The sequence below is a fragment of the Leisingera sp. ANG-S5 genome, assembly GCF_000813925.1.
Classification (GTDB): Bacteria; Pseudomonadota; Alphaproteobacteria; order Rhodobacterales; family Rhodobacteraceae; genus Leisingera.
In genome coordinates this window covers 444335-461706 of record NZ_JWLH01000010.1, presented here as the reverse complement: position 1 = coordinate 461706, position 17372 = coordinate 444335, and the positions used below count along the sequence as shown (strand labels likewise).

The 17372-nt window shown below is 64.5% G+C and carries 22 protein-coding genes; 11 read left to right on the top strand and 11 right to left on the bottom strand.

Going from position 1 to position 17372, the window contains the following annotated elements; translation table 11 throughout:
- Nucleotides 1-2 precede the first annotated feature (2 nt).
- From lysA to argH, 4 genes are all read right to left on the bottom strand, one after another.
- The gene (gene lysA, locus RA25_RS16835) at nucleotides 3-1268 is read right to left on the bottom strand and encodes a diaminopimelate decarboxylase (protein WP_039173873.1); all 1266 of its coding nucleotides are present in this window, start codon (nucleotides 1266-1268) and stop codon (nucleotides 3-5) included.
- Nucleotides 1269-1833: 565 nt separating this feature from the next.
- On the bottom strand, nucleotides 1834-1986 hold the full coding sequence (locus RA25_RS23055) for a hypothetical protein (protein ID WP_193747991.1): 153 nt from the start codon (nucleotides 1984-1986) through the stop codon (nucleotides 1834-1836).
- A gap of 93 nt (nucleotides 1987-2079) precedes the next feature.
- Nucleotides 2080-2256, bottom strand: coding sequence for a hypothetical protein (locus RA25_RS23050; RefSeq protein ID WP_193747990.1), 177 nt, complete (start codon nucleotides 2254-2256; stop codon nucleotides 2080-2082).
- 50 nt (nucleotides 2257-2306) lie between these two features.
- Nucleotides 2307-3701: an argininosuccinate lyase gene (gene argH / locus RA25_RS16830; protein ID WP_193747989.1), complete on the bottom strand. Its 1395-nt coding sequence runs from the start codon at nucleotides 3699-3701 to the stop codon at nucleotides 2307-2309.
- Between the two features lie 22 nt (nucleotides 3702-3723).
- On the opposite strand from argH, the gene RA25_RS16825 reads away from it, so the two are divergent.
- On the top strand, nucleotides 3724-4296 hold the full coding sequence (locus RA25_RS16825; protein WP_241477433.1) for a TlpA family protein disulfide reductase: 573 nt from the start codon (nucleotides 3724-3726) through the stop codon (nucleotides 4294-4296).
- 2 nt (nucleotides 4297-4298) lie between these two features.
- Here RA25_RS16825 and RA25_RS23320 read toward each other — a convergent pair whose 3' ends face one another.
- Entirely contained in the window at nucleotides 4299-4457 is a 159-nt protein-coding gene (locus tag RA25_RS23320) for a hypothetical protein (RefSeq protein WP_241477432.1), read from the bottom strand.
- A gap of 289 nt (nucleotides 4458-4746) precedes the next feature.
- Here RA25_RS23320 and RA25_RS16815 point away from each other — a divergent pair, with 289 nt between their 5' ends.
- The 6 genes from RA25_RS16815 (at nucleotide 4747) to phbB (ending at nucleotide 9931) form a co-directional block, all read left to right on the top strand.
- Nucleotides 4747-5088: a hypothetical protein gene (locus RA25_RS16815; RefSeq protein ID WP_019297095.1), complete on the top strand. Its 342-nt coding sequence runs from the start codon at nucleotides 4747-4749 to the stop codon at nucleotides 5086-5088.
- A gap of 124 nt (nucleotides 5089-5212) precedes the next feature.
- Nucleotides 5213-5611, top strand: a complete 399-nt coding sequence (locus RA25_RS16810; RefSeq protein ID WP_039173869.1) for a hypothetical protein — start codon at nucleotides 5213-5215, stop codon at nucleotides 5609-5611.
- Nucleotides 5608-6540: a sterol desaturase family protein gene (locus RA25_RS16805; protein ID WP_039173867.1), complete on the top strand. Its 933-nt coding sequence runs from the start codon at nucleotides 5608-5610 to the stop codon at nucleotides 6538-6540. Before RA25_RS16810 ends, RA25_RS16805 begins: the two co-directional genes overlap by 4 nt.
- Before the next feature lie 125 nt (nucleotides 6541-6665).
- Nucleotides 6666-7505, top strand: a complete 840-nt coding sequence (locus RA25_RS16800; protein WP_019297098.1) for an EAL domain-containing protein — start codon at nucleotides 6666-6668, stop codon at nucleotides 7503-7505.
- Between the two features lie 316 nt (nucleotides 7506-7821).
- Nucleotides 7822-8997 (top strand): acetyl-CoA C-acetyltransferase, encoded by a 1176-nt coding sequence (locus RA25_RS16795; RefSeq protein WP_019297099.1) that lies wholly within the window; start codon nucleotides 7822-7824, stop codon nucleotides 8995-8997.
- Between the two features lie 211 nt (nucleotides 8998-9208).
- Entirely contained in the window at nucleotides 9209-9931 is a 723-nt protein-coding gene (gene phbB, locus RA25_RS16790; RefSeq protein WP_019297100.1) for an acetoacetyl-CoA reductase, read from the top strand.
- 79 nt (nucleotides 9932-10010) lie between these two features.
- On the opposite strand, the gene RA25_RS23045 is transcribed toward phbB, so the two are convergent.
- The gene (locus tag RA25_RS23045; RefSeq protein WP_019297101.1) at nucleotides 10011-10160 is read right to left on the bottom strand and encodes a hypothetical protein; all 150 of its coding nucleotides are present in this window, start codon (nucleotides 10158-10160) and stop codon (nucleotides 10011-10013) included.
- 113 nt (nucleotides 10161-10273) lie between these two features.
- Here RA25_RS23045 and RA25_RS16785 point away from each other — a divergent pair, with 113 nt between their 5' ends.
- The gene (locus RA25_RS16785; protein ID WP_039173865.1) at nucleotides 10274-11221 is read left to right on the top strand and encodes a transcriptional regulator GcvA; all 948 of its coding nucleotides are present in this window, start codon (nucleotides 10274-10276) and stop codon (nucleotides 11219-11221) included.
- Nucleotides 11218-12081: an aromatic amino acid exporter YddG gene (gene yddG / locus RA25_RS16780; RefSeq protein WP_039173863.1), complete on the top strand. Its 864-nt coding sequence runs from the start codon at nucleotides 11218-11220 to the stop codon at nucleotides 12079-12081. Before RA25_RS16785 ends, yddG begins: the two co-directional genes overlap by 4 nt.
- Nucleotides 12082-12160: 79 nt before the next feature.
- Here yddG and RA25_RS22475 read toward each other — a convergent pair whose 3' ends face one another.
- A complete protein-coding gene (locus RA25_RS22475) occupies nucleotides 12161-12334 on the bottom strand; it encodes a YdcH family protein (protein WP_019297104.1) in 174 nt (57 codons plus the stop codon).
- 51 nt (nucleotides 12335-12385) lie between these two features.
- Here RA25_RS22475 and RA25_RS23135 point away from each other — a divergent pair, with 51 nt between their 5' ends.
- Nucleotides 12386-12544, top strand: a complete 159-nt coding sequence (locus tag RA25_RS23135) for a hypothetical protein (RefSeq protein WP_206539699.1) — start codon at nucleotides 12386-12388, stop codon at nucleotides 12542-12544.
- A gap of 24 nt (nucleotides 12545-12568) precedes the next feature.
- On the opposite strand, the gene RA25_RS16775 is transcribed toward RA25_RS23135, so the two are convergent.
- Together RA25_RS16775 and RA25_RS16770 are read right to left on the bottom strand one after the other, a co-directional pair.
- Nucleotides 12569-13336: a tRNA1(Val) (adenine(37)-N6)-methyltransferase gene (locus RA25_RS16775; RefSeq protein ID WP_039173861.1), complete on the bottom strand. Its 768-nt coding sequence runs from the start codon at nucleotides 13334-13336 to the stop codon at nucleotides 12569-12571.
- Nucleotides 13337-13346: 10 nt separating this feature from the next.
- Nucleotides 13347-13562, bottom strand: coding sequence for a putative signal transducing protein (locus RA25_RS16770; protein ID WP_019297107.1), 216 nt, complete (start codon nucleotides 13560-13562; stop codon nucleotides 13347-13349).
- Nucleotides 13563-13619: 57 nt separating this feature from the next.
- Here RA25_RS16770 and RA25_RS16765 point away from each other — a divergent pair, with 57 nt between their 5' ends.
- Nucleotides 13620-14618 carry a polyprenyl synthetase family protein gene (locus tag RA25_RS16765; protein ID WP_039149322.1) on the top strand — a complete coding sequence of 333 codons (999 nt, stop codon included), beginning with the start codon at nucleotides 13620-13622 and terminating at the stop codon, nucleotides 14616-14618.
- A 179-nt stretch (nucleotides 14619-14797) separates the two neighbouring features.
- Here the strand turns inward: RA25_RS16765 and RA25_RS16760 are convergent, their stop codons facing one another.
- Nucleotides 14798-15619, bottom strand: a complete 822-nt coding sequence (locus RA25_RS16760) for a 4-(cytidine 5'-diphospho)-2-C-methyl-D-erythritol kinase (RefSeq protein ID WP_039149325.1) — start codon at nucleotides 15617-15619, stop codon at nucleotides 14798-14800.
- Nucleotides 15609-17324 carry a tetratricopeptide repeat protein gene (locus RA25_RS16755; protein WP_029204900.1) on the bottom strand — a complete coding sequence of 572 codons (1716 nt, stop codon included), beginning with the start codon at nucleotides 17322-17324 and terminating at the stop codon, nucleotides 15609-15611. The genes RA25_RS16760 and RA25_RS16755 overlap by 11 nt, the downstream gene beginning before the upstream one ends.
- Between the last annotated feature and the right edge of the window lie 48 nt (nucleotides 17325-17372).

Genomic DNA, 17372 nt, shown 5'->3' with positions numbered 1-17372 from the left:
CTTCAGAGCCACTCCGGGATGGTATCGCGGTTTATCATCTCTTCATAGTCCGGGCGGCGGCGAATAACCGCGAATTGATCCCCGTGCACAAGCACTTCGGGGATCAGCGGGCGGGAATTGTACTCGCTCGCCATCACCGCGCCATAGGCGCCTGCACTGCGGAAGGAGACCAGATCGCCCGCAGCCAGCGGCGGCAGGTCGCGCTGCTTGGCAAAGGTATCGCCGGTCTCGCAGACCGGGCCGACGATGTCATAAGGCTGGCTTTCCACGCCCGCGGCGGCTTCCTCGACCGGGATGATGTCGTGATACGCCTCATACATCGCCGGACGGATCAGGTCGTTCATCGCGGCATCCAGGATCAGGAAATCGCGCCCCTCGCCCGACTTCACATAGATCACCTTGCTGACCAGCTGGCCCGCGTTGCCCGCGATCAGGCGGCCCGGTTCGATCTCGATCTCGCAGCCAAGGTGGCCGAGCGTCTCCTTGACCATCTGGCCGTATTCCACCGGCAGCGGCGGCGCCGAGTTGGAACGCTCATACGGAATGCCAAGCCCTCCGCCCAGATCGAGGCGGCGGATGTTGTGGCCCTCGGCGCGCAGGGTTTCCGTCAGCTCGGCCACCTTCTGATAGGCCAGACGGAACGGCTCCAGGTCGGTCAGCTGCGAGCCGATATGGACGTCGATCCCCACCACCTCCAGCCCCGGCAGCGCGGCGGCGCGGGCGTAAACCTCGCGGGCGCGGGCAATCGGGATGCCGAACTTGTTCTCGGATTTGCCGGTGGCGATCTTGGCGTGGGTCTTGGCGTCCACATCCGGATTGACGCGGATGGTGATCGGGGCCTTGGCGCCCAATTCCTCAGCCACGGCGCTGATCACTTCCATCTCCGGCTCGGATTCCACGTTGAACTGGCGGATACCGCCGGTCAAAGCCACGCGGATTTCCTCTGCCGTCTTGCCGACGCCGGAAAACACGATCCTGTCGCCCGGCACGCCCGCCGCCTTGGCCCGCAGGTATTCGCCCTGGCTGACCACATCCATGCCTGCTCCGGCCTGCGCCAGCGTCTTGAGGATCGCCTGGTTGGAGGCGGCTTTCATCGCAAAGCAGACCAGGTGGTCGGTGCCCTCCAGCGCCTCGTCGAACAGGCGGAAATGGCGCAACAGGGTGGCGGTGGAGTAGACATAGAACGGGGTGCCCACCGCCGCGGCGATCTCGGAGATGGGAACGTCTTCGGCGAAAAGCGCGCCGTCGCGGTAGAGAAAATGGTCCATGCCCCCGCGTTTAGGGCAAAAGGGGCAGATGGATCAAATGATTCCGCCCCGCCCGCCCTGGAGGACACAAAGCGGCACTCCCGCCCGCCGCAAACGCATCAAAGATGCGCCCGCATCCGTTGGGCCGTGCGCCGCGCCATGCCCCGCCGGCGTTTCGTTCCGGGCGGCGGAGTTTGAGAATTTCGGGAAAGATGAAAACACCGGGCCTGCGCCTTCATCTTTCCCTAAATACTCACAGCGAAACAGCGGCAGCAAACGCAATGCCCAGGGTGTTGCGCACCCTGCGTACGCTGGTCTCACGGGATCTTAAGCGGCGTGCGGCATAGTTCCAATTGATCGCGGTCACTGCCGGGCCTGACACCCCCGGCGCACAGGAACAGGGCCCATTGGCACGGGCACGCACAGACGACGTTTCGCGTGCGGGAGACACCCTCCCGTCCCGCCTCCGCCCCTTGGCGGCGCCGCCAACCTTAACTGCTGAAGGTCAGCATTCAGATACGGAACGCACCACAGCGGACAGCAACCGGACGGGACAGAGGCCCGGACCGGCTATTGCCTGTGTCTGCTAGAAGCTGGTGGAGACCCCGGCCCGGCCATAACCGGAGACCTTCACACCGGTTGCCGCTGGCTCGGATTTTTGCGGTTGGCTGGACGCCGGGGCGCCGGTGTCGCAGGCGGCCAGGCCCAGGAGGGCCAGAAGGGCAATAGCTGCTTTCATTGCAATATCCTTGAAACCAGAACCGCCCCGGCCTTGCGGCGGGGCGGTCCAGACGTGGGTGTTCCGTTGCGCCGCATCAAGGGCGCGCGGCTGCTAGAAGCCCAGAAAGACGCTGACCGGCCCCTTGTGCAGGCCTACCGCGCCGCCGACATGGACACCGCCGCTGCCAACGCCGACACCGGCGTTCAAGGTCGGCTGCACCGGTTCGCCGTCCACCCCGCAGGCCGCCAGCACGGCCAGCCCAAGCAAAGCAAAGATCATGTTGCGCATTGTCTGCCTCCTTGCCGCGGTGCGGCCATGAACGGGCGGCCTTTGCGGGCTCAGCCTGCCAGCACTTCTTTCCAGCGGGCCACCTGCGCGCGCACCTGGGCGGGCGCGGTGCCGCCGTAAGACATGCGCGAGTTTACCGAGTTTTCGACGCCAAGCACAGAGAAGATGTCCTGGGTGATGCCTTCGTGAACGCTTTGCATGTCCTCCAGTGAAAGGTCCGGCAGGTCGCAGCCGCGCTTTTCGGCCATCGCCACAAGCGTGCCGGTGACGTGGTGGGCATCGCGGAACGGCACCTTCAGCACCCGCACCAGCCAGTCGGCCAGGTCGGTGGCGGTGGAGAAGCCGGAGCCCGCCGCAGCCGCCAGCGACTCGCGGTTGCCGGTCATGTCCTTGACCATGCCCTCCATCGCCGCCAGCGCCAGCATCCAGTTGTCAGCAGCGTCAAAGACCTGTTCCTTGTCTTCCTGCATGTCCTTGGAATAGGCCAGCGGCAGCCCCTTCATCACCATCATCAGCGCGGTATTGGCGCCAAAGATCCGGCCCACCTTGGCGCGGATCAGCTCAGCCGCGTCCGGGTTCTTCTTCTGCGGCATGATCGACGAACCGGTGGAGAAACGGTCCGACAGGGTGACAAAACGGAACTGGGCCGAGGACCAGATCACCAGCTCCTCTGCAAATCGGCTGAGGTGCACGGCGCTGATCGAGGCGGTGGACAAGAACTCCAGCGCGAAGTCACGGTCGCTGACCGCATCCAGAGAGTTGGCGGCCGGGCGGTCAAAACCCAGCGCCTTTGCGGTCATCTCCCGGTCGATCGGGAAAGAGGTGCCTGCCAGCGCCGCCGCGCCCAAGGGCGATTCGTTCATGCGTTTGCGTGCGTCGCGCACGCGGGACAGATCGCGGCCGAACATCTCGACATAGGCCATCATGTGGTGGCCCCAGGTCACCGGCTGCGCGGTCTGCAGGTGGGTGAAGCCCGGCATCACCCAATCGGCGCCGGCCTCGGCCTGCGACAGAAGCGCACGGATCAGCGCCAGCAGGCCCGATTCCGCCGCGTCCAGCTGGTCGCGCACCCAGAGTTTGAAATCGGTCGCCACCTGGTCATTGCGGCTCCGGCCCGTGTGCAGACGGCCTGCGGGCTCACCGATGATCTCTTTCAGGCGGGCCTCCACGTTCATGTGGATGTCTTCCAGTGCGGTGGAAAACTGGAAGGTTCCACCCTCAATCTCTGACAAAACGGTGAGCAGCCCTTCCCGAATGGCCTCGGCATCATTATCCGTAATGACGCCTGTGGCGGCGAGCATCGCCGCGTGGGCCCTGGAGCCGGCAATGTCCTGCGCTGCCATCCGCTTGTCGAACCCGATCGAGGCGTTGATCGCCTCCATGATCGCGTCCGGGCCAGCGGCAAAGCGGCCGCCCCACATCTGGTTCGAGGATTGATCTGTCATGGTGTGGAACCCCGGAGATAATATGCGTCTGTTTCGTCAGCTTTCCCTTTATATGGCCCTGACCTTGGGTGCAAATGCCGCCTTTGCGGCGGACCCCGCGCAGCTGGAAGGCTTGCGCGACGGCTCGATGAAGAAGCTGGTTGTGCACGCCGAGCCGCGCGACGTGTCCGCCGCCGCCTTTGATCTGGCCGACGGCGCTGGCACCGCATCCCTGGGGGATTACCAGGGCAAGATCGTGCTGCTGAATTTCTGGGCCACCTGGTGCGCCCCCTGCCGCAAGGAGATGCCGCAGCTGGCGGAGCTGCAGGAGGAGTTCGGGGGGGAGGATTTCGAGGTGCTGACCATTGCGACGGGCCGCAACTCGCCTGCTGGCATCCAGAAGTTCTTTGACGAAAACGGTATCAGCAACCTGCCCCGCCATCAGGACCCGAAACAGGCACTAGCGCGGGAGATGGCGGTGATCGGCCTGCCGATCACGGTGCTGCTGGACCGCGACGGCAAGGAAGTGGCGCGGCTCTTGGGCGATGCCGAGTGGAACTCCGAGAGCGCCAAGGAAATCATTGCAGCGATGATTGGCGAGGCTGAGGGAAGCTAACCTCAGAGTTTCAGGAGGTGCCTCAGTTTCGGCTCCAGCACCTCCACCAGCGCGGGTTCCATGTAGCTGAACTTGTCCGGCACGCTCAGAACCACAACTTTCTTTTGGGCCAAAAGATTGCCGAACTGGCTGGATAGTTTGCTTTTCTGGCGTTTTTCCATCACAGCAATCACATCCGCCCACGCAATGTGTTCAACGGAAATCCGCTCGTCCGCATCCCGGCTCAATCCGGCAAAATCGGCTTCTACACCCGCCCAGGAAGCGGCTATATCCGCTGCAGTCGGACTGCGCATCCGCGCCTTGCCGCATACAAAAAGAACTCTGACCATGACCGGCAGATAGCATGAGACACCGGGGCCGGACAGCCCCGCGTGATCCCCGCGACTTTCGCACTACTTGTAAACCGAGGGACGTCCCCAAAAGACGCCCTGGCATAGGGTGGAGAGTGAAATGAAACCTGTTGTGTTACTGATCGGAAAGCTGCCGCATGTGATCGGCAATGTGGCTGAGGAGCTGGACCATCTGCCGATCCACTGGCTGGGCGCGCATGATCAGCCCGAGGTGGTGCGCCAGTTGGAGACCGAGCCGCGCATCGAATGCGTGATCATGGGCGCAGGCCTGGATGATCAGATCCGCGGCGACCTGATCGGCATCATCGCGGCCCTGCGGCCGGATGTCTGCATCCATCTGAAAGACCGGGCCTCCGGCCCCGAAGGGCTGGTGCCCTTTGTCGAGCGGGTAGTGCAGATGCAGGTGCTGCCAAAGGCGCAGCGCGCGGCTGCCGCGATGTAGACCCCGGCTTGCCAAGGCCAGCCTGCCCTGCCCCGGATCCGGGTGCGGGGGCTGATGCGCTTGACCCCACGCCACCTTTGACAGCCTTCCACCTGCCCGCCAATCTGCCCGCGGGAGGACGTTCATGCCGCTGGAACTGCTGCTGGCCCTGGTTGCGGGCGGAATATCGGGAATCGCCGTTCTGCTGCATCTGACCGGCCGCTCCCGGCAGAGGATTCTGGGTGCCGGCAACGCCCGTTCTGCCTGGCTGCGGCATTTCCCCGAAGACAGTGTTTTCAAGGTGCTGCCTGCGGCCAGCGGGCAGGCCGCGCTGGTGCTGACCAATGGCGGCCCGGGGCTGCTGTGGGCCTTTGGCGCCGACACCGTTGGCCGCCATCTGGCCGCGGAACAGGTCCGGGAAACGGCCACCGGGTTGCGATTTGATTTCAACGACTTTGCGGCCCCCGGCCTCTCCCTTCCCCTGCCGGAGCGCGAGCGGCAGCAGTGGCTGGCGCTGATCAACACCCCGGCGGAGGCTGTATGACTGGAGAAATTTCCTACCCTGACGCGACCCAGCTGGCGGTGCCGTTCTTCATCGCCGCGATCCTGGGCGAGTTCCTGTGGACCGCGCTCAAGAAACGCGGCGGGCGGTATGAGACCCGCGATGCGGTGACCTCCCTCATCATGGGCGCGGGCAGCGTCGCGGAGGGGCTGCTGCTGGGGTTCGTCGCCTGGGCGCTGTTCATGTTCCTGTGGCAGCTGACGCCCTTGGACATGGGCACGTCTGTGTGGGCGCTGCTGGCCTGTTTCGTGCTCGATGACCTGCGCTATTACTGGGTGCACCGGTTCGGCCACCGGGTGCGCTGGGTCTGGGCGTCGCACGTCAATCATCACTCCAGCCAGCATTACAACCTGACCACTGCCCTGCGGCAGACCTGGACCGGCACCTTCACCTTCATGATGGTGGTGAAGGCGCCGATGGTGCTGTTGGGGTTTCACCCGGCACTGGTGCTGTTTTGCGGCGGGCTTAACCTGATCTACCAGTTCTGGATCCATACCGAGGCCGTCAGCCGCCTGCCGCGCTGGTTCGAGGCGGTGATGAACACCCCGAGCCACCACCGCGCGCACCATGGCCGCAATCCGCGCTATCTCGATTGCAACTATGCCGGGGTGTTCATCATCTGGGACAAGATGTTCGGCACCTTCGTGCCGGAACAGGACCATGACCGCCCCGACTACGGGCTGGTGCATAACATCGCCACTTTCAATCCGCTGCGGGTCGCCTTTCATGAATGGTTCGGCATTTTCAAGGACATGGCCCAGCCCGGCCTGACCCTGAAGCAGCGGCTGCTTTATGCCTTTGCGCCGCCCGGTTACAGCCATGACGGCAGCCGCGACACCTCTGCCGGGATCAAGGCGGCGCATCTGGCCCGCCACCCGGAGGACGCGGGCACCCCCGGCTTCGGCGGATGACCGCCGGCGGCCTGCGGGGCAGATCGTTCAAATTTGATCTTTAATCCTGCCTCAACCCTTTTGCGGCAACCTGCGGGGAGCATCATACTGTCCTCAACTTGCCGCAATCAGGGTTCCAGCAGCACATGACAAACCGACATGCCAAGGCAGATCTCCCCGAAGGCGCTGAAAACCCGCTGAGCGCAGCGGTAGCCGGGCGCGACCGTTCGACACTGGACATGGTCGACGAGGCGGTGCGGCACAATCAGACCGTGCTGGCCTATCAGCCTGTCATGCAGGCAATGGCGCCGCATGGTGTCGCCTTTTACGAGGGCTACATCCGGGTTCTGGATCCGACCGGCCGGGTGATTCCGGCGCGCGAATTCATGCATGTGGTCGAGGACAAGGAGATCGGCCGCGAGATGGATTGCCTGGCGCTGCAGCACGGGCTGAAGGCGCTGGAAAAATACCCGCAAATCCGCCTGTCGGTGAACATGTCCGCACGCTCCATCGGCTATCAGCGCTGGCACAAGGTTCTGGACCGGTTCCTGAAGCGCGACGGCACCCTGGGCGAACGGCTGGTGCTGGAAATCACCGAGGCCTCTGCCATGGCCGCACCGGAGCTGGTGACCGACTTCATGGGCCGGATGCAGCAGCACGGGATTGCCTTTGCGCTCGACAACTTTGGCGCCAGCACCACTGCGATCGGCCATTTCCGCCAGTTCTTCTTTGACGCGGTCAAGATTGACGGCCAGTTCGTGCGCGGCATTCACGCCAGCCACGACAACCAGTCAGTGGTCCGCGCCCTGATCGGCATTGCCAAGCAGTTCGACATGTTCGTGGTTGCGGAATCGGTGGAAAGCCAGGCGGATGCGGAGTTTCTGGTCGAAAACGGCGTCGACTGCCTGCAGGGCTACCTGTTCGGCGCCCCCTCGGTGTCGCCGCCCTGGATCGAAGATATGAAGCAGGGCAAGAAAGCGGGCTGACTTCCGCCACCCGCCGCCGCAATCAAGCAATACCTGTCTTTTCAACGGCTTTGCTGCCCCTGCGCGACCCGGTTGCGGCCAGCGCGGTTGCTGCTTTGCAGCATCACCGCAGCCAAGTGCCGGAAATCCTGCAGCCCGGGACGTATCTCGCGGTTGACTCTGCCGCACCCCCTGAGACAGGCTGTCAATTGCTGCACGTGCAGCAATAGATTATGTCGGTACCCGGAGTGATCGGGAAAGATTCTTGCGCGTCGGAGCGAAACGCAGGCAGCAAGCTTTCCCGGAGACCTGACTTGATGGCAGAGGACCAGAAATAATGACCAATGTTGTAATCGCATCCGCCGCGCGCACCGCCGTCGGCTCCTTTGGCGGCTCGTTCGCCAACACCCCGGCCCATGACCTGGGCGCCGCGGTGCTGGAAGCTGTGGTGGAACGCGCCGGTGTGGACAAATCCGAAGTGTCCGAAACCATTCTCGGCCAGGTGCTGACCGCGGCGCAGGGCCAGAACCCGGCCCGCCAGGCACACATCAATGCCGGCCTGCCCAAGGAAAGCGCCGCCTGGGGCATCAACCAGGTCTGCGGCTCCGGCCTGCGCGCCGTGGCACTGGGCGCGCAGCACATCCAGCTGGGCGATGCCTCCATCGTGGCGGCCGGCGGCCAGGAAAACATGACCCTGTCCCCCCATGCCGCGCATCTGCGCGCGGGCCAGAAAATGGGCGACATGAAGTACATCGACACCATGATCCGCGACGGCTTGTGGGATGCCTTCAACGGCTACCACATGGGCCAGACCGCGGAGAACGTGGCCGAGCAGTGGCAGATCTCCCGCGAGATGCAGGACGAGTTTGCCGTCGCCTCGCAGAACAAGGCAGAAGCGGCGCAGAAGGCGGGCAAGTTCGCCGATGAGATCACCCCGTTCATCGTCAAGCATCGCAAGGGCGATATCACAGTGGATGCGGACGAATACATCCGCCACGGCGCCACCATGGAAGCGATGCAGAAACTGCGCCCGGCCTTCACCAAGGACGGCTCTGTCACCGCAGCCAACGCCTCCGGTCTGAACGACGGCGCTGCCGCGACCCTCTTGATGAGCGCCGATGAAGCCGAACGCCGCGGCATCGAGCCGCTGGCCCGCATTGCGTCCTACGCCACTGCCGGCCTGGACCCGTCGGTCATGGGTGTCGGCCCGGTCTATGCCTCGCGCAAGGCGCTGGAGAAGGCCGGCTGGTCGGTGAATGACCTGGATCTGGTCGAAGCGAACGAAGCCTTTGCCGCCCAGGCCTGCGCGGTGAACAAGGACATGGGCTGGGATCCGTCGATTGTGAACGTGAACGGCGGCGCCATTGCCATCGGCCACCCGATCGGCGCGTCGGGCTGCCGGGTGCTGAACACGCTGCTGTTCGAAATGAAACGCCGCGGCGCCAAAAAGGGCCTGGCCACCCTTTGCATCGGTGGCGGCATGGGCGTTGCGATGTGCGTCGAACGCCCGTAATCGGCGCAAAACCGCAAAAAATGAAGGACGCCCTCGCGGCGTCCTTTTTCTTTTACATTCCAGAGCTATAATGCAACTGCAGCAAGACCGGCGCGGCGGGTGCGACAATTTATACGCGGCACCGCAGCAAATTCACCGCGCAATATTGTTGCTCCCCGGCAGTGAAAACTGTAGCAAGATTACCAAGTGACCAATACTGGAGGATTCTCGAATGGCACGTACTGCACTCGTCACCGGCGGTTCCCGCGGCATCGGCGCAGCGATTTCCCAGGCGCTGAAGGCGCAGGGCTGCAATGTGGCTGCGACCTATGCCGGCAATGACGAAGCCGCGGCAAAATTCACCGAGGAAACCGGCATCAAGACCTACAAGTGGAACGTCGGCAGCTATGAAGACAGCGCTGCGGGCATCGCCAAGGTCGAAGAGGAAGTGGGCCCGATCGACATCGTGGTGGCCAACGCCGGCATCACCCGCGACGCGCCGTTCCACAAGATGACGCCGCAGCAGTGGCAGGAAGTGATCGACACCAACCTGACCGGCGTGTTCAACACCGTGCACCCGGTCTGGCCCGGCATGCGCGAGCGCAAGTTCGGCCGCGTCATCGTGATCTCCTCGATCAACGGCCAGAAAGGCCAGTTCGCGCAGGTGAACTATGCCGCGACCAAGGCAGGCGACCTGGGCATCGTGAAATCGCTGGCCCAGGAAGGCGCCCGCGCCGGCATCACCGCCAATGCGGTCTGCCCCGGCTATATCGCCACCGAAATGGTGATGGCAGTGCCGGAGAAGGTGCGCGAGTCGATCATCGGCCAGATCCCGGCCGGCCGCCTGGGTGAGCCGGAAGAGATCGCCCGCTGCGTGGCTTTCCTGGCGTCTGACGAGTCGGGCTTCATCAACGGCTCGACCATCTCCGCCAACGGCGCGCAGTTCTTCGTCTGATCCAATTCATCAGCAGAAACGGCAAGGGCCGGTCCAGATGGACCGGCCCTTTTCCTATCCCGTAAGGACGCTTGCGCGCTCAGGCCCAGCGGGAAACCTTGGGGCGGAGGACCGGCACCGGCCGCTTGCCGAACAGCCAGGTCCAGGCCTGTTTCAGCACCTGCCCCCGCTCGGCGTGGGCACGGGCCATCGCGGCTTTGACGGCGGCATCAGCAGTATATTCCAGCATATTCGGCCTCCTTCTCAGATCAGTATCCTTTACCTGCAACCAATATGAGGACGTTCCGTCAAACACACAAACGAGACTTTGCAGAGGTTCAGTTAAGCTGTACTTATGCGAACATGACTGACCGCCTGCCGCCCCTCACCGCTTTGCGCGCCTTTGACGCCGCTGCCCGCCACATGTCCTTTGCCAAGGCAGCGGAGGAGCTGAACGTGACCCCGGCGGCGCTGTCCTTTCAGATCAAGTCGCTGGAGGAGCATCTGGGCCAGCCGTTGTTCCGCCGCCTGAACCGTGCGGTGGAGCTGACCGAGGCGGGCGAGACACTGGCCCCCGGCGCGGCGGAGGGTTTCCGCACCTTGGGGCAGGCCTGGCAAAGCACCCGGCGGCTGCTGGATGAGACCACGCTGACGGTGACGGCGGGTCCTGCGCTGACGGCGAAATGGCTGGCGCCGCGGCTGTTCGAATTTGCCCGCAGCCACCCGGAGATCGAGCTGCGCCTGTCGGCCTCTCTCAAGGTGGTGGACCTGCGCCGCGGCGATGTGGATGTGGCGATCCGCTTTGGCGTCTCGGACGACGTAGGTCTTGCGTCTTATGGCACCCGGCCCGACTGGCTGACACCGGTGATGACGCCGGAGATGCATGAGCAATTCCCCACCCCTGAAGCGCTGATGAACGCGCCGCTGATTTTTGACGATTCCATCAGTAAGGTGGCGCCGGGCTGCGACTGGCCAACCTGGTTCCAGGCGGCAGGGGTAGGCTTCAGCCCCACCAGCGGCACCCATTTTTCCGCCCCCGATCATGCCATCGACGCCGCCTGCGCGGGGCTGGGCGTGGCGCTGGGGCGGCGGCCGCTGATTATCAAGGACGTGCGCGAGGGACGGCTGGTGGCGCCCTTTAAGATCGCCATTCAATCCGACGCGCGGTTCCGTTTCCTGTGCCTGCCCGAAGCGAAGGACCGGCCGCAGATTGCGGCCTTCCGCGAGTGGTACTTTGCGGAGATCGAGAAAACCGCGCATATGTGGGGCGACATCAAGATTATCCCGATTCAGGATCTCCAATCCCAATGACCAAGACCCGCGCGACCGCCATTGGCTTCATCGCTGTATTGCTATGGGCGCTGCTGGCGCTGCTGACAGTTGGATCAGAGCCCACCCCGCCGCTGCTGTTGAACGCGTTGTGCTTCACCATTGGCGGCACGCTGGGGATCATCTGGACCGCAGCGTCAGGCAAGCTGGGGCAACTGCGCCATGTGCCGGTGCGGGTCTATATCTTTGGCACGATTGGCCTCTTTGGCTATCACGCGCTCTACTTCTCGGCGCTGCGGCTGGCCCCGGCGGCAGAGGCAGGGCTGATCGCCTACCTGTGGCCGTTGCTGATCGTGCTGTTTTCCGGCCTATTGCCCGGCGAGAAGCTGAAAGCGGGGCATCTGATCGGCGCAGGCCTGGGCTTTGCCGGGGCAGCCACGATCATTTCCGGCGGCGGTGAGGGGTTTCAGGCGCAGTATCTGCCAGGCTACGGGCTGGCGCTCTTGTGCGCGCTCACATGGTCCGGCTATTCGGTGCTGTCGCGGCTGGTGGGCGGGGCGCCGACCAGTTCGGTTGCGGTGTTCTGCCTGACCACTGCCGCGGCCTCCTGGGGGCTGCATTTCGCGCTGGAGGAAACGGTGTGGCCCGCGGGCACTTTGGGCTGGGCCTCCACCCTGCTGCTGGGTCTCGGCCCCGTCGGGTTGGCGTTTTACGTCTGGGATATCGGCGTCAAGCAGGGCGACATTCAGATGCTTGGCACCAGTTCATATGCGGCACCCCTGCTGTCCACGCTGATCCTGGTTCTGGCGGGGATTGCCGCGGCCTCCTGGGGGCTGGCGCTGGCGGCAGCGCTGATCACCGGCGGCGCGCTGATCGCGGCGCGGGCCAGTGCCAGCAAGTAGGGCCTGAAACGAAAGGAGGGCCGCCGCTGTGGCAGGCCCTCCTGTTGACTGTGCCGGGCTATGCCCCGGCGGGAACTCTTCAGACGGCTTCAGCTGTCAGGCGTGTGATCTCTTCCTTCAGCTTCAGCTTTTGCTTTTTCATTGCTGCGATTTCCAGATCGTCGGTACTGGGCGATCGTTGGGCCTGTTCCACTTCCATGCTCAGATGCTCGTGCTTCTTCTTAAGTTCGGTCAGATGCGAGCTGAGGCTCATGGTAACCCTCCTTCTTTGAGCTAGATGTGTTTGACCTGAAGAGTGGAGCACATGTTTCAGCATCTGTCACGCTGCAGCCGCACGATTTTTGTCATGAAATTTTCATATCGGCTATGCGCCGCGCATTTTGCCGCAGGGCAGAGCGCGTTTTTGCAGAAACCAGCAGATTTGGATTCGCCAAAGGTTGAATCCGCCAAGCACCGCTCCTAAGTTTGCGCGGCCGGAAAAAGTGCCTCAGGCGGGCCAGGGCAAGGCCGCGCCGTCGCGCAGGATGGCGCTGATTTCCGCGCGGTAGCTGTCTCCATCACGGTCATGCCGGGTGCCTTGGTGCAGAATCAGCGGCGCGTGCAGCCGGAAATCCGCCCGTCCGCCCTTGCGTGCCCGCAGGATCACCAGCTCTGCCGCACGGGCCTGGCGCGGCGCCAGCGGCAGCACCTCTATGGACCCCAGAACGCCGCTGCATCCGGCCAGCATGTCCGGCAACCGGTCGGCCCGCTGGATCATGTGCAGATAGCCTTTGGGGGCGAGGCGGCGGGCCGCAGCGGTAATCCAGTCCGCCAGCGGTGTGCCCTCTCCCAGCGCCAGCTTGCGGCCGTCGTCGTGGGCTTGGCTGTGGGCACCCGCCTTGTAGTACGGCGGATTGGCAATGACGTGGTGAAACTGGCGCTGTTTCAATGCCTCCGGCAGGGCAGAAAGGTCGGCCTCGAAGACGTCGATATCCTGACCGTTGGCCTGGGCGTTGCGGCGGGCCAGATCCGCATAGGGCGCCTGCAGCTCCACCCCGGCCAGTGACAGCCCCGGCACCCGCGCCCCCAGGCACAGCAGCGCCTGGCCTGCGCCGCAGCCCAGTTCCAGCACCGCTTCCCCGCCCCGCGCGGGAGCGGCGGCTGCCAGCAGCACCGGGTCCACCCCGGCGCGGTAGCCGCGCATTGGCTGCCACAGCTGCACCCTGCCGCCGAGGAAACCGTTGCGGGTCAGCTCATCTTCAGGGAAGCCGGTCATCGTGCAGGCCTCATCGCCCGAGCGGGATTTCGTTGTCGCGCATCACCACAAGCGCGTCGTCATAGTCATCCTCGTGAACCATCAGACGGCGCGGGAAAATTCCAATCCCGCCTTCCAGGATGCTCATATTTACGTCCATTTGAAAGCAGTCTATATCCTCTCCCTCAAGGAGGGCGGAGGCAAAGGCCATGATCGTCGGATCGGTGCTGCGCAGAAGCTCTTTCATGGGGATGGATCTAAGGGCAAGGCGTCCCCCTTGTCGAGACTTGCGAGCGGGAAAGTGATGGACCAAGTGATGACCAGGAAACCGCATGAGATGCTGGCCGCAACGCTGAGCCAGGAACTGGACGCGGTGAACACGCTGATCCGCACCCGGATGGCCTCCAAACACGCGCCGCGTATCCCTGAAGTGACCGCACATCTGGTCGAGGCGGGCGGCAAGCGGCTGCGGCCGATGCTGACGCTGGCGGCGGCGCGGCTCTGCGGTTACGAGGGCGACCATCACCTGAAACTGGCGGCAACGGTGGAGTTCATCCACACCGCCACCCTGCTGCATGACGATGTGGTCGATGAAAGCGGCCAGCGGCGCGGGCGCCCCACGGCGAACCTGCTGTGGGACAACAAGAGTTCCGTGCTGGTGGGCGATTACCTGTTTGCCCGCAGCTTCCAATTGATGGTCGAGACGGAAAGCCTGCGGGTGCTGGACATTCTGGCGAACGCCTCTGCCACCATTGCCGAGGGTGAGGTGCTGCAGATGACCGCGGCGTCGAACCTGAAGACAGATGAGGACGTCTATCTGCAGGTGGTGCGCGGCAAGACCGCGGCGCTGTTCTCGGCTGCGACCGAAGTGGGCGGGGTGATTGCCGGCGCACCCGAGGAGCAGGTGAAGGCGCTGTTTGACTATGGCGATGCGCTGGGGATTGCCTTCCAGATTGCCGATGACCTGCTGGACTACCAGGGCGACAGCAAGGCGACCGGCAAGAACGTCGGCGACGACTTCCGCGAGCGCAAGCTGACCCTGCCGGTGATCAAGGCGGTGGCGCAGGCGACAGATGAGGAGCGCGCGTTCTGGACCCGCACCATCGAGAAGGGTAAGCAGGAAGACGGCGACCTGGAACAGGCGCTGGCACTGATGGCAAAATACAAGACGCTGGAAGCCACCCGTGAGGATGCCCATGGCTGGGCTGCCAAGGCGCGAGCGGCGCTGAAGGTGCTGCCCGATCACGAAATCCGCACCATGCTGAGCGATCTGGCGGACTACGTAGTGTCGCGGCTGAACTGATACGCGGGAGGGGCTTTGCCCCTCGCGCCTGCGGCGCTCACCCCAGAGTATTTTCAACCAGAAAGAAGCGGCAAGACGATGCCGCGCTGCGTGTCAGCGCAGCGCCAGGCCCAACGGCGGGCACGCATCTTCGATGCGCCGCTCCGCGGGCGGGAGAGCCCTGTCCGCAGAGTGGCGGGTCAGGTCAGGGTGACCGCACTGCACCACCACTCGGGATGTTCCGCCCCGATCTCATAGGCCGCCATATGGGCGGCCTTTTTCGTAGGATAGAGCGCAAAGCAGGTGGCGCCGGAGCCGGACATCCGGGCCAGCAAGGCCTGGCGGGAGCTGCGCAGGTCCGACAGAACCCGGCCGATTTCCGGCGCAACGGTGATCGCCGGAACCTCCAGGTCGTTGCGCTGTTCGGCTAGCCAGGCGGCGCAGTCTTCACCTGACGTGAAAGCAGGGATGTCCTGCGGCATCGGAGCGTTGTAGCGCGAAGCAAGCGCAGAGAACACGGCCCCTGTCGGGACATGTGCACCCGGATTGACCAGCAGCGCGTGCAGGTCCGGCAGGTCCACCGGCATCACTTGTTCGCCGATGCCCCGCATCCGGGACGCCCGTGCCGCCATGCAGACTGGCACATCGGCACCCAGTTTCAGCGGCAATTCTTCGGGGATACTGCCGCCCTGGCTGGCAATTGCGCGCAAGGCCGCCGCAGCGTCGGACGAGCCGCCGCCTATGCCGGCGCCGTGGGGCAGCTGCTTGTCCAAGCTGATCTTGCCGGTCCAGCCCGCAGCAGCGGCGGCTCTCCACACCAGGTTCCGCTCATCCGCGGGCACGCCCGCTGCGAACAGGCCGGAGACCTGCAGCGACAGTTCCTGTCCCGGTTCAAGCCGCAAGCGGTCGCCGGTGTCCGCAAAGACCACCAGCGAATCCAGCAGGTGATAGCCGTCCTCGCGGCGGCCGGTCACATGCAGGGTCAGGTTGATCTTGGCGGGTGCCGCGACCTCAGCCGCCATTGGCGACCTTCAGGGGCTGCGCGCCTTCCTCGGCCAGCACCGCGTCCAGGCCCACCTCCAGCTTGCGGCGGATGCGCTCGGGGTCCGCTTCGCCATCCGTGTCCTCAGGGTCGATGAAGGAGAGCGCCCGCTTCCACTGGAATTCCGCCTCGCGCGCGCGGCCCACGGCCCAGTAGACATCACCCAGGTGGTCGTTGACCACCGGGTCCACCGGCATCAGCTCCACGGCGCGTTCCATATGGGCGACGGCCTCGTCAAACTTGCCCATGCGGTAGAGCACCCAGCCCAAGCTGTCGACGATGAAACCGGAGTCGGGGCGCGCGGCGACGGCGCGTTCGATCATGTCCAGCGCCTCGTCCAGCTTGCTGCTTTTCTCGACCAGCGAATAGCCGAGGTAGTTCAGCACCTGCGGCCGGTTTGGATCCAGTTCCAGCGAGGCGCGGAAGTCAGCCTCAGCCTGCGGCCATTGATCCAGGCGCTCGTGGCAGATGCCGCGGGCATAGAACAGGAACCAGCGGCTGGAAGAATCCTCCGGCGTCTTGTCCAGCGCCTTGTCATAAGCGCGCGCGGCAGCGGCGTAGTCCTCCTGCTGGCGCAGAAGGTCGCCAAGGCTGATGTAGACGCTGGGCTGTTCAGGGAAGTCGCGGGCCAGTTTCTCCAGCACCTCGATGGCGGCGTCCGGCTTGGCGGCGCGGCGCAGGGCCTCGGCGCGGCCCATTTCGGCGGCGTGATAGTCGGGGTGGCTGCTTGGCACCTGCTTGTAGGTGGCAACCGACAGCTCATACCGGCCCAGCTGGTCCAGCAGGCCCGCGCTGAGCAGGATCGCATCCACATGGTCCGGGCGCAGCGAAGCCGCCATGCGGGCATACATCAGCACATAGTCATTGGCGGTATCGCCGTTCAGCGCCGCACCAAGGGTGAAGAACACCTCGGCAATGCCGTCCTGCGGGCTGGGGGCGATGGTATAGGCCAGGGTTTCCCCAGCGGCGAGCTGTGCATCCAGCGCCTCGAGCCCTGGATCGAGGCTGCTGCCGAAGGCGGCGGCCAGCGCCTCGCGGGCGTCATCATTGCGGCCGAGCTGCGACAGGATCTGAACCCGCGCCACCGCAGCGCGGCGGCTGAGGGTGGCCAGGCGCCCGTTCTCTTCGGCAAACAGCGCTTCCGCCCCGCCGTAGTCGCCGGCGGAGGCCAGCGCCAGGGCGCGGTGATAGAGCACGAAGGGTTTCAGGCTGCCGTCCTTGGCGAGCCGGTCAAAGCTTTCCAGTGCGCTGGAGACGGAGCCCGCGCCGACATGCGCCCAGCCTTCGAGCAGGCCATCCACCAGCGGGTGAATGGCGTCCCGTTCCAGGTCGCGGTCCAGGATCGCCTGGTAGTCACCCTTGGCGGCAAGGCCGCCGGCGCTGACGATATTGGCCACCTGGCTGCGGGCGCCGGTCTGGCGCAGCCGTTCGGCCACTGGCACGGCAAGCTCCGCCTTGCCCATGGCGAGCTGGGCGAACACCACGTTTTCCATCAAGAGCGGGTTTTGCGGGTCGCGCGCCAGCGCCTGGGTGTAATAAAGCGCCGCAGCGGCAAAGTCGCTGTCATAGGTGGCGGCCCGTCCGGCCAGGTAGGATCCCGCCAGTCCTTCGGCCTGCACGGCGGGTGCGGCGGCGGCGGCCATCAGGGCCGCACAGGACAGGGTGCGAAGAATGGATACGGGCACTGGGGACCCCCTTACGGTTTACTGCTCTTGCCTGAATTGAAGCGTAGT

Bases quoted from the DNA above. Each gene is read 5' to 3' on its own strand.
- lysA (WP_039173873.1), bottom strand. From the start codon at position 1,268: ATGGACCATTTTCTCTACCGCGACGGCGCGCTTTTCGCCGAAGACGTT.
- RA25_RS23055 (WP_193747991.1), bottom strand. From the start codon at position 1,986: ATGAAAGCAGCTATTGCCCTTCTGGCCCTCCTGGGCCTGGCCGCCTGC.
- RA25_RS23050 (WP_193747990.1), bottom strand. From the start codon at position 2,256: ATGCGCAACATGATCTTTGCTTTGCTTGGGCTGGCCGTGCTGGCGGCC.
- argH (WP_193747989.1), bottom strand. From the start codon at position 3,701: ATGACAGATCAATCCTCGAACCAGATGTGGGGCGGCCGCTTTGCCGCT.
- RA25_RS16825 (WP_241477433.1), top strand. From the start codon at position 3,724: ATGCGTCTGTTTCGTCAGCTTTCCCTTTATATGGCCCTGACCTTGGGT.
- RA25_RS23320 (WP_241477432.1), bottom strand. From the start codon at position 4,457: ATGGAAAAACGCCAGAAAAGCAAACTATCCAGCCAGTTCGGCAATCTT.
- RA25_RS16815 (WP_019297095.1), top strand. From the start codon at position 4,747: ATGAAACCTGTTGTGTTACTGATCGGAAAGCTGCCGCATGTGATCGGC.
- RA25_RS16810 (WP_039173869.1), top strand. From the start codon at position 5,213: ATGCCGCTGGAACTGCTGCTGGCCCTGGTTGCGGGCGGAATATCGGGA.
- RA25_RS16805 (WP_039173867.1), top strand. From the start codon at position 5,608: ATGACTGGAGAAATTTCCTACCCTGACGCGACCCAGCTGGCGGTGCCG.
- RA25_RS16800 (WP_019297098.1), top strand. From the start codon at position 6,666: ATGACAAACCGACATGCCAAGGCAGATCTCCCCGAAGGCGCTGAAAAC.
- RA25_RS16795 (WP_019297099.1), top strand. From the start codon at position 7,822: ATGACCAATGTTGTAATCGCATCCGCCGCGCGCACCGCCGTCGGCTCC.
- phbB (WP_019297100.1), top strand. From the start codon at position 9,209: ATGGCACGTACTGCACTCGTCACCGGCGGTTCCCGCGGCATCGGCGCA.
- RA25_RS23045 (WP_019297101.1), bottom strand. From the start codon at position 10,160: ATGCTGGAATATACTGCTGATGCCGCCGTCAAAGCCGCGATGGCCCGT.
- RA25_RS16785 (WP_039173865.1), top strand. From the start codon at position 10,274: ATGACTGACCGCCTGCCGCCCCTCACCGCTTTGCGCGCCTTTGACGCC.
- yddG (WP_039173863.1), top strand. From the start codon at position 11,218: ATGACCAAGACCCGCGCGACCGCCATTGGCTTCATCGCTGTATTGCTA.
- RA25_RS22475 (WP_019297104.1), bottom strand. From the start codon at position 12,334: ATGAGCCTCAGCTCGCATCTGACCGAACTTAAGAAGAAGCACGAGCAT.
- RA25_RS23135 (WP_206539699.1), top strand. From the start codon at position 12,386: ATGTTTCAGCATCTGTCACGCTGCAGCCGCACGATTTTTGTCATGAAA.
- RA25_RS16775 (WP_039173861.1), bottom strand. From the start codon at position 13,336: ATGACCGGCTTCCCTGAAGATGAGCTGACCCGCAACGGTTTCCTCGGC.
- RA25_RS16770 (WP_019297107.1), bottom strand. From the start codon at position 13,562: ATGAAAGAGCTTCTGCGCAGCACCGATCCGACGATCATGGCCTTTGCC.
- RA25_RS16765 (WP_039149322.1), top strand. From the start codon at position 13,620: ATGGACCAAGTGATGACCAGGAAACCGCATGAGATGCTGGCCGCAACG.
- RA25_RS16760 (WP_039149325.1), bottom strand. From the start codon at position 15,619: ATGGCGGCTGAGGTCGCGGCACCCGCCAAGATCAACCTGACCCTGCAT.